General features: G+C 44.3%; 14 protein-coding genes. 13 read left to right on the top strand and 1 reads right to left on the bottom strand.

The window, feature by feature from the left end; translation table 11 throughout:
* Window positions 1-8: 8 nt before the first annotated feature.
* Complete coding sequence (locus FXV78_RS05850) at window positions 9-857, top strand: AraC family transcriptional regulator (RefSeq protein ID WP_004844173.1); 849 nt, start codon at window positions 9-11, stop codon at window positions 855-857.
* Here the strand turns inward: FXV78_RS05850 and FXV78_RS05845 are convergent.
* Window positions 838-1,773 (bottom strand): AraC family transcriptional regulator, encoded by a 936-nt coding sequence (locus tag FXV78_RS05845; protein WP_004844172.1) that lies wholly within the window; start codon window positions 1,771-1,773, stop codon window positions 838-840. The genes FXV78_RS05850 and FXV78_RS05845 overlap by 20 nt on opposite strands.
* A 182-nt stretch (window positions 1,774-1,955) precedes the next feature.
* Here FXV78_RS05845 and bilR point away from each other — a divergent pair, with 182 nt between their 5' ends.
* From bilR to FXV78_RS05785, 12 genes are all read left to right on the top strand, one after another.
* Window positions 1,956-3,881: a bilirubin reductase, long form gene (gene bilR / locus FXV78_RS05840; protein ID WP_039960010.1), complete on the top strand. Its 1,926-nt coding sequence runs from the start codon at window positions 1,956-1,958 to the stop codon at window positions 3,879-3,881.
* Window positions 3,882-3,956: 75 nt separating this feature from the next.
* Window positions 3,957-4,679 carry an N-acetylmuramoyl-L-alanine amidase family protein gene (locus FXV78_RS05835; RefSeq protein ID WP_233447358.1) on the top strand — a complete coding sequence of 241 codons (723 nt, stop codon included), beginning with the start codon at window positions 3,957-3,959 and terminating at the stop codon, window positions 4,677-4,679.
* Window positions 4,680-4,704: 25 nt separating this feature from the next.
* Window positions 4,705-6,237, top strand: a complete 1,533-nt coding sequence (locus tag FXV78_RS05830) for an L-threonylcarbamoyladenylate synthase (protein ID WP_172624261.1) — start codon at window positions 4,705-4,707, stop codon at window positions 6,235-6,237.
* Window positions 6,237-6,866 carry a uracil phosphoribosyltransferase gene (gene upp / locus FXV78_RS05825; RefSeq protein WP_004844168.1) on the top strand — a complete coding sequence of 210 codons (630 nt, stop codon included), beginning with the start codon at window positions 6,237-6,239 and terminating at the stop codon, window positions 6,864-6,866. Before FXV78_RS05830 ends, upp begins: the two co-directional genes overlap by 1 nt.
* A 14-nt stretch (window positions 6,867-6,880) precedes the next feature.
* Window positions 6,881-7,369, top strand: coding sequence for a deoxycytidylate deaminase (locus tag FXV78_RS05820; protein WP_004844167.1), 489 nt, complete (start codon window positions 6,881-6,883; stop codon window positions 7,367-7,369).
* A gap of 67 nt (window positions 7,370-7,436) precedes the next feature.
* Window positions 7,437-7,646, top strand: a complete 210-nt coding sequence (locus tag FXV78_RS05815) for a pro-sigmaK processing inhibitor BofA family protein (protein ID WP_004844166.1) — start codon at window positions 7,437-7,439, stop codon at window positions 7,644-7,646.
* Between the two features lie 238 nt (window positions 7,647-7,884).
* Window positions 7,885-8,817, top strand: a complete 933-nt coding sequence (locus FXV78_RS05810) for a P-loop NTPase family protein (protein WP_004844164.1) — start codon at window positions 7,885-7,887, stop codon at window positions 8,815-8,817.
* Complete coding sequence (locus FXV78_RS05805; RefSeq protein WP_004844163.1) at window positions 8,814-10,049, top strand: CpaF family protein; 1,236 nt, start codon at window positions 8,814-8,816, stop codon at window positions 10,047-10,049. The genes FXV78_RS05810 and FXV78_RS05805 overlap by 4 nt, the downstream gene beginning before the upstream one ends.
* Entirely contained in the window at window positions 10,033-10,731 is a 699-nt protein-coding gene (locus tag FXV78_RS05800) for a type II secretion system F family protein (RefSeq protein WP_004844162.1), read from the top strand. The genes FXV78_RS05805 and FXV78_RS05800 overlap by 17 nt, the downstream gene beginning before the upstream one ends.
* A 9-nt stretch (window positions 10,732-10,740) precedes the next feature.
* Window positions 10,741-11,964, top strand: coding sequence for a type II secretion system F family protein (locus tag FXV78_RS05795; protein ID WP_004844161.1), 1,224 nt, complete (start codon window positions 10,741-10,743; stop codon window positions 11,962-11,964).
* 62 nt (window positions 11,965-12,026) lie between these two features.
* Entirely contained in the window at window positions 12,027-12,188 is a 162-nt protein-coding gene (locus FXV78_RS05790; protein ID WP_373120645.1) for a Flp1 family type IVb pilin, read from the top strand.
* A gap of 1 nt (window position 12,189) precedes the next feature.
* On the top strand, window positions 12,190-13,557 hold the full coding sequence (locus FXV78_RS05785) for a DUF5702 domain-containing protein (protein ID WP_004844159.1): 1,368 nt from the start codon (window positions 12,190-12,192) through the stop codon (window positions 13,555-13,557).
* Window positions 13,558-13,589 lie beyond the last annotated feature (32 nt).

Genomic DNA, 13,589 nt, shown 5'->3' with positions numbered 1-13,589 from the left:
AGGTGATCATGAAAGAATATATTGCAAAGGAATACAAATATACACAATCAAAATGTAAGAAATTTCCGGCGACTACATATTATACAGTGTTTTTTATTACTGCCGGAAAATGTACATGCAGAAGCAGGGAGAAAACATATTTTTGTGCAACGGAAGAAATCATACTGGTCAATCCGGGTACATCGGTAGAAATTGAATATCCGGCGTCGAAAACTCCGCTGCATTTTCTTCAGATTTCGTTTTCTGCAGAACTGCTGAAACGTTTGTCTGATGAACAAACGGATCTGGAGTCCTACTTTCATGTGGTTCCATATCAGGTTGTAGTCATTCAGGCAGAATCAGAAATCAGTATGCTGATAAAAAATCTTTCGAAAAGGCTTCTGACTCTTCCAAAAGAAACGACAGATTTCGGGCATGCACTGTTTCAGGACAGTATTCTGTCAATGCTGATCGTGCTGCTTTTACGTGCCTGTATTCATGTGGAATTTCACACAAAAAGTAAAACACGATCCCGACTTGCACTGGATGACATTTTTATTTTTATCAAACATCATCTGTACGAAGAAATTTCACTGGAACGTCTGGAAAAGGAATTTTTTATCAGTAAATATCATATTTCCAGAGAATTTAAACGGCAGACAGGAATCACCGTTCATCAGTATATTGTCAAAGCGAAGCTGGATCTGTGCAAACGGCTTCTGGAAAAGGGATATCCTATGACGGAAATCTATAAAATATGTGGACTTGGAAACTATAATAACCTGTTTCGGGCATTTAAAAGGGAGTTTGGAATCACACCAGGAGAATATGTGCGTCAATTCCAGGAGAGACAAAAAACTAAATCTGATGTTCATTAAAATGATTGTTCTCCATAAAACGGGTGACGGTGTCAAGCATTTCCTGTGGTGTGTAGGACTTCACGGTTCCTTTTTTATTATGAGGGAGGGAGTCGCTGTTCATGTTCTTTTTGAACTCATTCGGAGTCTGCCCGGTATATTTTTTAAATGCATTATTCATATAGCGGTAGTCGGAAAATCCGCAGCCGTAGCAGATATCAATCAGAGAAAGTTCACCTTTCATCAGCAGTGCTTTTGCATTGAGATACCGGGTGTAGGTCAGAAATTCACTGAAAGAACGGTGCAGATTTTTCTGAATAAAATGTGATAAATAAGAGGCGGAGAGCTGCATGTGTTTTGCCAGGTCAGACAGAGTCACTCTTTCGGCAGAATGTTCCTCAATGTAACGAATGATTTCAGAGAGCTGGCTGTTTCTCTTGGTAGTGAGCGCAAGTTTGTCTCCATACATTTCATAGTAAGCGCAGCTCTGCAGGATGTCATGCACCATAATGTTGATCAGACCGGCACACTCCAGCTGGTAATAAGGCGCCTGCAGGAGATAAATCTTTAAAAGTTTGCAAAACGAGTAGGTGAACAGTCGCTCATTTTTACTCAAAAGTGTATTTTCCAGAAAGCTGATATGACTCATCTGCGGAAAATATCCTTCAAAATACTGTGGAAGAATATGAAGGGAGAGCAGGGTGGACGGCGCTTTCTCCGAAATAATCTCGTGGAGCTCGTTGGCGTTGATCAGGATGATATCTTTTTCAGAAAAAGACGTAGTATTGCCGTTGATGTTGAATGCCGGATCTCCTTTTAAGACCAGGATCAGCTCAATTTCCGGGTGCAGGTGGGCAGCACGGTATCCTACATCATAGACGGACAGATTCATATTTTTAATTTGGGGATGGTGGATATTTTCAATTTCCAGATGCATAAGAGAACTCCTTTTTTATTGTTGCTTCTATCATAATATAGTGCGCTTTATTATTCAATCAAATTCATAAAACAGCAGGAAAGTGATAGGAAGAAAGCTTAATTGACATATAAAAGAAAACAGGGGATGTGTATAGTAGAACATGTATTGAGCAGAAAGAAAATGTTAAGGAGAGGCTGATTATGAGATTATTAGAACCAATTAAAGTGGGAAAGATCGAGCTGAAAAACAGAGTGATGTTTCCGCCGATGACAACAGGATATGAAGGCAGAGACGGCACAATTGTAGAACAGAGCTTTAACTTCTATAAGAGACTGGCAGAAGGTGGCGTGTCCTATATTGTATTGGGAGATGTTGCTCCTGTAAATACAATCTCACCGACACCGAAGCTGTTCCATGACGGACAGATCGAAGCATTTAGAAAACTGGCAGATGCAGTTCATGAATTTGACTGTAAACTGGGAATCCAGATTTTCCATCCGGAGTATGATGTAGAGGCACTGGCTGAATTATTCCGCAAAGGGGATATGGAAGGCGGACGTGCAAAAATGCGTCATGATATGGTACATTTCATTCAGGAAGTGACGGAAGAGCAGTTGAACAGTATTTTGGATAAGATCGGGGAATGTGTAAAACGTGCACAGTCAGCCGGAGTTGATATTATAGAAGTACACGGAGACCGTCTGATCGGATCATTCTGTTCGACATTGATCAACCGCAGAACAGATTCCTACGGCGGAAGCTTTGAAAACAGAATTCGTTTTGCACTTCGCGTGGTGGATAAGATCAGAGAAGTGGCACCGGATATCTGTATTGATTATAAATTACCTGTAGTAACAGAAAACCCACTGCGCGGAAAAGGCGGTCTGATGATCGATGAGGCAGTAGAGTTTGCAAAAATTCTGGAGAGATCCGGAGTGGATATGATTCATGTAGGACAGGCAAACCATACAGGAAATATGAACGATACGATTCCTGCGATGGGAACACAGCCATATTGTTTCATGTCAAAATATACCAAACAGATCAAAGAAGCAGTCTCTATTCCGGTATCCTCAGTGGGACGTATCGTCACACCGGAGAACGCAGAAGCACTGATCGAAAATGGTGTCTGCGACATCGTGGGTCTGGGACGCTCTCTTCTGGCAGATCCGGATTATGTAAAGAAACTCGAAGCAGGAGAAGGAAGACGCATCCGTCACTGTATGATGTGCAATAAGGGATGTACAGATGCGATCCAGAACCGAAAATTCTTAAGCTGCGTACTCAATGCGGAAAACGGATATGAGTATGAGAGAACGATCACTCCTTCCGATGAGAAGAAAAAAGTAGTTGTGATCGGCGGTGGAGTTGCAGGTATGGAAGCAGCGAGAGTTGCAAGTGTAAAAGGTTATGAGGTTGTTCTGTTTGAAAAAGAAACGACACTTGGCGGTCAGCTCAACATTGCATCGGTTCCTCCGAGAAAATCTGAGATGAACCGTGCACTCCGCTATCTGACAAATGAGATGAAAGAGCTGCATGTAGACTTACGTCTTGGAAGAACAGCAGATGCAGAGATGATCCTGGCAGAGAATCCGGACAATGTGATCGTGGCAGCAGGAGCGCACAATGTGATTCCGCCGATCGAGGGAAGTAAAATGCCGCATGTATTTGATGCATGGAAAGTATTGAATCATGAGGAACTTCCGAGCGGGCGTGTGGTTGTGATCGGAGGCGGTCTGGTCGGAGCAGAGACAGCAGAGCTTCTTGCAGAGATGGGATGTCAGGTTTCTGTAGTAGAGATGATGGAAGAAATCGCAAAAGAAGAATCCAAGACAGTAAGACCGGTATTGTTTGAGAGCTTTGAAAAATATCAGGTTCAGCTGCTGACAGGAACAAAAGTAACAGCCATTACAGCAAACAGTGTGGAAGCAGAAAATGCAGAGGGCAAAGTGTCTCTTCCTTGTGATTACGTAGTACTCGCAGTGGGAGCAAGACCGAATCTGTTTGACGTGCAGGCACTGGAAGACAAAGGCGTACAGGTGAGCTTTGTCGGAGACTGCAATGAGAGAGCAGCAGATATCAATCGTGCAGTAGAAGAAGGGTATCTGGCAGCAAACGTTTTATAAAAAACGTACAGGTGGATGAAACATCCTTCTTTCGCATATACATGAAACAGAGTATATGCGAAAGGGGATGTTTTTTTGAGGTTCAAAAAGGCATTGGGGATACTGCGGACAAAGATTCGTCTGCTGCTGATGATCGGGGTACTTCTGGCGGTGGCAGCGGGATGTCAGTTTGCCGGAGAGTATCTGCACAGTCATTATATTCGGGAGGAAGTATCTGAGACCTCCGGAAATATATCAGAGAAAAAGACGGTTGTGATTGATTCCGGACACGGGGGAAAAGATCCCGGAAAAGTCGGGATCAACGGGGCGCAGGAAAAGGAACTCAATCTGCAGATCGCAGAAAAATTGAAGAAATATCTGGAGGAACATCAGATCACGGTGGTGATGACACGTACAAAGGATGAGGGACTTGCAGATTCTCAGGTGGAAGATCTTAAAGCCAGAGTAGAGTTGATCGACAAAGAATCTCCTGCACTTGCAGTCTGCATTCATCAGAACAGTTATCCACAGGAAAGCGTAAGAGGACCACAGATTTTTTATTTTGCGCACTCGAAGGAGGCAAAGAAAGCAGCAGAGGTAATGCAGACAGAGCTGAAAAATTTCGATCAGGAGCATGCCAGAGAGATTAAGGGAAATACTACATACTATATGCTGAAAAATACAAAGTCACCAATTGTGATCGTAGAATGTGGATTTTTAAGCAGCCCGGTGGAGGCAGGGATGTTGATCGATGAGGCGTATCAGCAGAAGCTTGCCCAGGCAATCGGCAATGGAATCCTGAAATATGTTGAGCGCTGATAAGAAAAATGGTATAATGAAAGCTATGGAAACGATAATTAAGAAAATAGACAAAAACCAAATAGACGAAGATGCAATACGAGAAGCGGGAGAGATTCTCAGAGAAGGAGGACTTGTTGCATTCCCAACAGAGACAGTTTACGGATTGGGGGCGAATGCACTGGACGAGGAGGCAGCGAAAAAAACATATGAAGCAAAGGGCCGTCCTTCTGATAATCCACTGATCGTTCATATTGCAGATCTGGAAGATTTAAGTGAGATTACGGAGAATGTACCTCCGGAGACAGAGCTTCTTGCGAAGCATTTCTGGCCGGGACCTTTGACGATGATCTTTGAAAAAAGTTCTCTGGTTCCATATGGCACGACAGGCGGTCTGGATACCGTTGCTGTGAGGATGCCAAGTGATCTGATCGCGAGAAAGCTGATCCTTGCGGCAGGCGGATATGTATCGGCGCCGAGTGCCAACACATCCGGACGTCCGAGTCCTACTACGGCAGAGCATGTGTGGGAAGATCTGAACGGGAAGATCGAGATGATCATAGACGGAGGAAGTGTAGATATCGGACTGGAGTCTACGATCCTGGATATGACAGTTTCTCCGCCGATGATCTTAAGACCAGGTGCGATCACTGCCGATATGCTGGAAGAAGTGATTGGCGTGGTAAGCGTGGATGAGACGATTCTGGGCAGTGAGAGCAGCCAGGCGCCGAAAGCACCGGGCATGAAATATCGCCATTATGCGCCGAAAGCAAAGCTGACGATCGTAGAAGGAAGCCTCAAGGAGGAAGTGTTTGCCATCCGGCAGCTTGCTTATGAGAAGAGTCGTCAGGGTGTTCAGGTGGGCATTATCGGGACGAATGAAACGGTTGAGTTTTATACCCATGGTCTGGTGAAAAATATCGGTTCCCGTGAAAATGAGAAGACCATTGCAAGGAATCTGTACCGCATTTTGAGAGAGTTTGACGAGGAGGATGTGTCAGAAATCTACAGTGAGTCATTTGCAATCCAGGGAATCGGCAATGCCATTATGAACCGTCTGGAAAAGGCGGCAGGACACTGCAGGATCCCCGCATCAGTTCTTACGAAAGAGCAAAAATACAGAAAAATCGTATTTGTCAGCAATACAGATACCTGTCGTGGGCCGGTTGCGGCAGAGATTTTCAGGCATCAGTCATTAGATCAGGAATATTGGATCGAATCCAAGGGAATGGTCGTTTTGTTTCCAGAGCCGGTAAATCAGAAAGCAGAAGCTATTTTAAAGAGCAATCAGATGACGCTGGAGGGATATACTTCCAGACCGTTTACGGAGAAGAACCTGAATCCGGAGACCCTGATCCTGACGATGGCACAGGCTCAGAAGGAGAAGATACTTTCTGAATATCCGAACGAATATACAGACAATGTATATACACTTACTGAGTTTACGGGAGAAACAGAAGAGATCCCGGATCCATATGGGCAGCCTTTGACTGCATATGGAGAGTGTTATGAGAAGATTACGTTGTTGATAGAAAAATTAGCAGAAATTTTAAATTCATTTACTAAAGGAGGACAATAATGTCAGAAGTACATGTTATGGATCATCCGCTGATCCAGCACAAAATCAGCTATATCCGCAGAGAGGATGTCGGAACAAAAGAATTCAGAGAGGTGATCAGTGAGATCGCGAGTCTGATGTGTTATGAAGCAACAAGAGATCTGAAGCTTCAGGATGTTACAATCAAAACACCGATCTGTGAGATGGTGGGAAAAGAGCTGACAGGAAAAAAACTGGCAGTTGTACCGATTTTAAGAGCGGGACTAGGGATGGTAGACGGAATGTTATCATTGATTCCGGCCGCAAAAGTAGGTCACATCGGTCTGTACCGTGATCCAGAAACATTAGAGCCGGTAGAATATTACTGCAAGCTTCCGGCAGACTGCAGTGAGAGAGAAGTATTTGTAGTAGATCCGATGCTGGCAACAGGCGGATCCAGTGCAGCTGCAATCCAGATGCTCAAGGACAAAGGAGTAAAGCATATCCGCTTTATGTGTATCCTTGCTGCACCGGAAGGGGTCAAGAAGATGCAGGAGGCACATCCGGATGTCGATATGTACATCGGAGCGCTGGATGACCATTTAAACGATCATGGCTACATTGTGCCTGGACTGGGAGATGCGGGAGATCGTATTTTCGGCACAAAATAAAGGAGTTGAAAATCATGTCAGATAAAAGAGAAGATTATCTGACCTGGGATGAGTATTTTATGGGAGTTGCCATGCTTTCCGGGATGCGTTCCAAGGATCCGAATACTCAGGTCGGATGCTGTATTGTGAGTCAGGACAACAAGATTTTGTCCATGGGATACAATGGATTTCCGAAAGGATGCTCAGATGATGAATTTCCGTGGGCGAGGGAAGGCGAAAATCCGCTGGAGACAAAGTATGTGTATTCCACACACAGTGAATTGAATGCCATATTGAATTACAGCGGCGGAAGTCTGGCCGGAGCCAAGCTGTATGTGTCACTGTTTCCGTGTAATGAGTGCGCAAAAGCGATCATTCAGTCGGGAATTAAAGAGGTCATTTATGATTGTGACAAGTATGCGGACACCCCGAGTGTCATGGCATCCAAACGGATGATGGATGCAGCCGGAGTCCGGTATCATCAGTATCATCGATCAAACCGGGAGATTAAAATAAAATTATAGACTGCGCATAAACTACCTTCTGTGGGAATAAGATATATCAGATGTTTCCACAGGAGGTAGTTTTGTTATGAAAAATAAAGCGGCAGCTGTGATTTTAAACTTTTTTCTGAGGGCAGTGATGGGAATCTGCCTGATATATTTTGTTAATCAATACGTCCTGCCGGATCAGGATTCCTGGAAGGTAGGAATTAACGGGCTGTCCTTTTTGACATCCGGAAGCCTTGGTATTCCTGGAGTCTGTATGCTTTATGGAATTCTGGTGTATCAAAGTTTGTAAGGTTTTCACAAAAAACTGCAATTTAGGAAAAGCGTATGGACAAGGCGGGAAACTGCGTTTATAATACATTTCACACAGCAGATCATTCGAGTGCTGTTTTTATCGGACCTGCTTCACAGGTCTTTTGTATCAGGAGATCAGAGGATTCTGATCGTCAGTTATTTTTATTCAGGCTGCGGTTCGCAGCGGTATTTTCATCCAAAAGATTGAATGAATCATACAGAACAGGAGGGATAGGTTGCATCAGAAAAATTTTGTAATCTGTGATCAGGAGGCAGATTATGCGAGAAACCTTATGCAGATGATCGGAGGCAGAAAAGAGCTTGGATTTCAGATGCATATGTTTCAGAAATTGGAACCACTGAAAAAATTCGCAGAACAAAAGCCAATCCAGATCTTGCTGATCGGAGAGGAATATTCGCAGGAAGAAAGACTGGAAATTCCGGCAGCAGAGCGATTTGTACTGGTAAAAGCAGAAGGGAGGTATCTGGCAGACGAAGAAAAGGAGCTTTATAAGTATCAGTCAGTTGATCAGATTCTGACAAAGGTTCTGGAGCTTTCTGTGGACAAGGAACGGGCTGTGGCAAAGACGCTCCGAAAGACAAGGGGAAGTCTGATCGGTGTTTATTCACCCATACACAGGATCGGGAAGACGAAGTATGCGTTGGAACTGGGAAAAGAGCTGGCAGAAAAAGGACCTGTTCTGTATCTGAATCTGGAAGAGTATGCAGGAGGTGAGCATTATTTTTCAAAAGAACAGGAACAGAATCTGGGAGATCTCTTGTATTATTCAAAACAGGAGACCGGAAATCTGGGACTTCGTATCAGCATGATGACAGGCCAGATTGGAAACATGGATTATATACGTCCGATTCCGGTGGTACAGGATCTGCAGGCGGTCACAGCAGAAGAGTGGCTGCAGCTGTTTGAGCAGATTGTGGAAAAAAGTATTTATGAAGTGTTGATCCTGGATTTGGGAGACAGTGTGAACGGACTGTTTTCGATTCTGGAAAAATGTGATTCTGTTCATACGCTTTCGATCGAAGAGCCGGCAGCAAAGGCAAAGCTGCAGCAGTATACGGAGAATCTTTTGCGGACCGGACATGAGAAAATCCTGGAGCATACGGTACAGAAGGTGGTAAGGTCGAGAAACGGCGGTACTGTCATATGAGAAACACAGAGCGATTATATGACCGGGTGATTGAAAAGATGGATATGACCTGCGATATGGAAGACGAGGAACTGCAGGAGCTGATTCATGAAGTGTTGGAGGAGGCTTCAAAAGAAGAGTTTATTCCGCTTCAGGAAAAGATACGGATCAGCAAAGAGTTGTTTAATGCGTTCCGGAAACTGGATATTCTGCAGGAGTTGATCGAAGATGATGAGATCACGGAAATCATGATCAATGGGACGGATCATATTTTTCTGGAAAAAGCGGGGCGTATTTTTGAGTCAGATCGCAGATTTGTGTCAGTTGCAAAGCTGGAAGATGTGATCCAGCAGATTGCGGCAGGTGCGAATCGCTATGTCAATGAAGCATCTCCCATCGTAGATGCGAGACTGGAGGACGGTTCCCGTGTAAATGTTGTACTGCGTCCGGTGGCATTAAACGGTCCGATCATGACGATTCGAAAATTTCCAAAAGAGGCCGTTACAATGAAACAGCTGATCGACTGGGGAAGTATCAGTCAGGAAGCGGTAAATTTCTTAAAAATTCTTGTGGAATCAAAATATAACATTTTTGTCAGCGGAGGGACAGGCTCCGGTAAGACAACATTTCTCAATGCGTTATCAGACTATATTCCAAAAGATGAACGAATTATTACAATTGAAGACAATGCGGAGCTCCAGATCAAGGGTGTTTCGAATCTGGTCAGACTGGAAGCGAGAAACGCAAACCTGGAAGGAGAAGGGGCGGTGACGATCCGTGACCTGATCAAGTCAGCACTTCGTATGAGACCGGATCGGATCATTGTGGGGGAAGTCAGAGGTGATGAAACAGTGGACATGATATCTTCAGCAATGCTTAACGGCCATAGTGGTTCAATGTCTACCGGTCATGCCAACAATCCGATGGATATGCTTCACAGATTGGAGACGATGATGCTGATGGGGATTGAATTGCCTCTGATCGCGATTCAGCAGCAGATCGCTTCTGCTCTGGACGTTATCATTCATCTCGGAAGACTCCGGGATAAGAGCAGAAAAGTACTGGAGATTACAGAAGTACTTGGGTATGAGAATGGAAGGATTCAGTTACAGACATTATATAAATTTCAGGAGGAGGGAATGGAAGATGGAAAAATTAAAGGAACTCTTATGAAGGAAAATGAAATCACTCAGAGAGAAAAACTGCTGGCAGCAGGATATTCAGAAACGGGAATACATGGCGGCAGCGGGTAGAGGAATTCTGATCACGGGGATGACGGCCTATCTGTTTTATGATCATTGGACAGCGTGGATCTTGATGGTTCCGATCGCATTGCTCTATGTGAAGAACTGGGAAGAAGAGTGCTGTAAACAGAAGAAAGAGGAATTCAGAGAACAGTTTCGCGAGAGCATACAGACATTGTCCGCAATTTTAAAAGTCGGGTATTCTGTGGAAAATGCAATCCGGGAAACGTGGAAAGAAATCTGCCCCATTTACAAGAAAAAAACACGAATTATAAAGGAATATGAAACAATGGTCCATCAGCTGGATCTGAATATGACAGCAGAAGAAGTGATGAAGCAGTTTGCCGATCGTGTGAAAGAGGAAGATGTGGAAAATTTTGTAACGGTATTTGGCGCTGCAAAACGTCTGGGAGGAGACAGTATTGCCATTATTCGGCATGCGGCAGACGCAATCGGAGAAAAAATGGAAGTTGAAAGAGAAATACAGGTGATGCTCACTTCAAAAAAGCTGGAATTTAAGATCATGTGTGTGATTCCGTTTGTAATTATTCTGTATATGAGAAGCGCATTTCCTGAGTTTATGGCAGTGCTTTACGGAAATCTTGCAGGCACTTTGTTTATGACAATCTGCCTGATGGTATATCTGACAGCTTATCAGCTGGGCAAAAAAATGACACAAATCGAGGTGTAAGGGGATGGTATGAAAACAGAAAGAAAAGGATATCAAAAGGCAGTACTGGTGATCGCAGTGTTTACGATTCTGGCGGGAGCCTTATATGCGACTGATAATTTTCGGAAAATTCCACAAAACAAATCCGGAAGCAGTATATTAAAACGGAATGAACACGGACAGGGGGAGAAAAATCAAAAGCTGGTCGCAAAAACAAAAGATCAGAAAGCGAAAATCACTGTGGAAATACAGGAACAGTCGTATACACAGGAAGAATTGCAAAGAGTATTTGACACAGCAGGGAAAAAGCTGGAAACGCTTATACTTGGGGAAAATAAGAGTCTGGATGAAGTGAGGTATGATCTGAATCTTGTAAAAACAGTACCGGATACGGGAATCGAGGTATCCTGGGAGTTAAGTGATTACCAGACAGTAAACATTCTTGGCGAACTGCAGGATAAAAATCTGTCGGAAGAGGGAAGGATCATTGAGTTAAAAGCATTACTCACATACGGAGATGCAAAGGCAGAGCATCAGTTTTCGGCAAGAGTGTTTCCGCCAAAGCTGGATGATTCCGGGCAGTTTCAAAGACAGCTGGAAAAGAAAATGAAGGAAGCAGATGAGACAGACCGTGAATCCGGGTATGTGGTGCTTCCGGATGAAATTGAAGGAAAAACAATATCCTGGCATTATGCAAAAGATATGAGAAGTGTGGGAATCTTTGTACTGGGGATTGTGGCAGCGGCCCTGATGCTGGTGCTGGAAAAACAGAATGAAATCCAGAAAAAGAAGGCACGCCGACATCAGCTGGCAATGGATTATCCGGAATTTATCAGTACATTTACATTGTATCTGGGAGCCGGAATGCCTGCACGAAGAGCGTGGTTTCAGATTGCATCGGTTTATCGGCAGCAGGAAAATACGAGATATGTGTATGAGGAGATGGTCTATACCATGCGGGAAATGCAGAGAGGAACTCCGGAGAGTGAATGCTATGAGCATTTTGGAATGCGGTGCGGGCTTCCGGTCTATCGTAAATTTGCGGTGATGCTGTCTCAGAATTTAAGAAAAGGAACAAAGGGACTGGCAGAATTACTTCAGAGAGAAGCGGCGGGAGCGTTTGAAGAGCGAAAAGCAGCAGCCAGAAAACTGGGAGAAGAGACCAGTACCAGACTGCTGGGACCGATGTTTCTGATGCTGGGAGTGGTGCTGATGATCATTGTTGTACCGGCATTTTTGACGATTCAGATTTAAGAAGAAAGGAAGAGGACGATATGTTGAGAAAATTTACAGAGAGCATGAGAGAACGGGTGCAGATGTTTGTGGCAGAGATGCAGGCAGAAACCGGGCTGTCAGTCGTGGAGATGATATTGATATTGGTGGTTATCATTGCACTCGTCTTGATATTTAAAACACAGCTGACGACGCTGGTCAACGATATTTTTGAAAAGATCACAAGTGAAAGTGCGGGAATCTAACGTGAAAAAAGGGGAGATCACAGCATTTTTAAGCCTGATATTTGTACTGATGATCTCATTTGTAACAGCAATTCTGGAAAGTGCATTTGTTCAGGCAGAGAAAAATCAGGCAAGGCTGGATATGGATCGTGCGGTGTATTCGGTATTTGGAGAATATCAGAAGGAATTATTGGAGGAGTATGGAATTTTTGCGGTGGAGGGAAGTTATGAGACCGGTAATTTCTCAGAGAAACAGCTGATCGACAGAATGCACTATTATGGAGCGTCAGGGGTCTGGCCGGAAGTAGAAGGGATTCAATTTCTCACAGATCAAAACGGACAGGCATTTCGGGAAGGAGCTGTCAAATATATGGAAGATCTGTATGGGATTTCGATTATTCAAGGATTGGGGGCCCTGGCAGAAAAGTGGGAACAGCAGGAAATTACCGGGGAACAGACAAAGGATGAGAGTAATCAGAGTCTGGAAGAACTGGATGATATGTTGAATCAGAATCAGAGCTCTCTTCCGATGGAAAATAATCCGCTTCCCCACATCGAACAGTTGAAAAAGTCGGGTCTGATCAGCCTGGTATTTCCGAAAGAAAAGCAGGTTTCCCAAAAGCAGATCCGAGGGGAAGAACAGGCTTCCTCCCGGGCGCTGCGGGTAGGGAGGGGGACATTTTCGGTCAGAAGCGATGTGGATGAGATTACAAAAAAGCTGTTATTTCATGAGTACATTCTTAAAAAATTCGGAAATGCTGTGGAAGAAGAAAAAGAAAAACGATCGCTTGCCTATGAAGTGGAATATCTTCTGGAGGGAAAGACATCTGATCAGGAAAATCTGGAGGCGGTGCTGAACAAGCTGCTTTTGATCCGGATGGGGCTGAATTTTGTATATCTGCAGACGGATACAGCAAAACAGGCGGAGGCAGGAGCTATGGCATTGGCGCTTGCAACGGCAGTAGCGCTTCCGATGCTGGAGCCTGTAGTCAAACAGGTATTGCTGGCAGCGTGGGCATTCGGGGAAAGTGTCATGGATTTACGTTCTCTGATGTCCGGAAAACGCGTTGCTCTGGTAAAAACAGCAGAGAACTGGCAGCTGTCGCTCTCTTCCCTGATGAAGATGGGAACCAGTGAAGATACACAGGAAGGGGCTGATGTAACAGATGGATGGGATTACAAAAGTTATCTGAGAATGCTGTTGTTTTTAGAAAATGGAGATCATCTTACCATGCGTACGCTGGATCGGGTGGAGCAAAATCTGATCTATGAAAAAGGACTTGCCTTTTTTCGTGCAGATGCATGTGTAACAAAGCTCAGACTGCAAAACCTTGTTCAGATCAGAAACGGGTTATCTTATGAATTTCCACTCTATTTCGGATATGAATAAACAACTCCCGCACCCGGCACAGGTGCCCGGAT

The sequence above is a fragment of the Mediterraneibacter gnavus ATCC 29149 genome (genome assembly GCF_008121495.1).
Taxonomy (GTDB): Bacteria; Bacillota; Clostridia; order Lachnospirales; family Lachnospiraceae; genus Mediterraneibacter; species Mediterraneibacter gnavus.
Note: the sequence above shows the minus strand (reverse complement) of the source record. Positions and strands in the feature narration are given on the sequence as shown.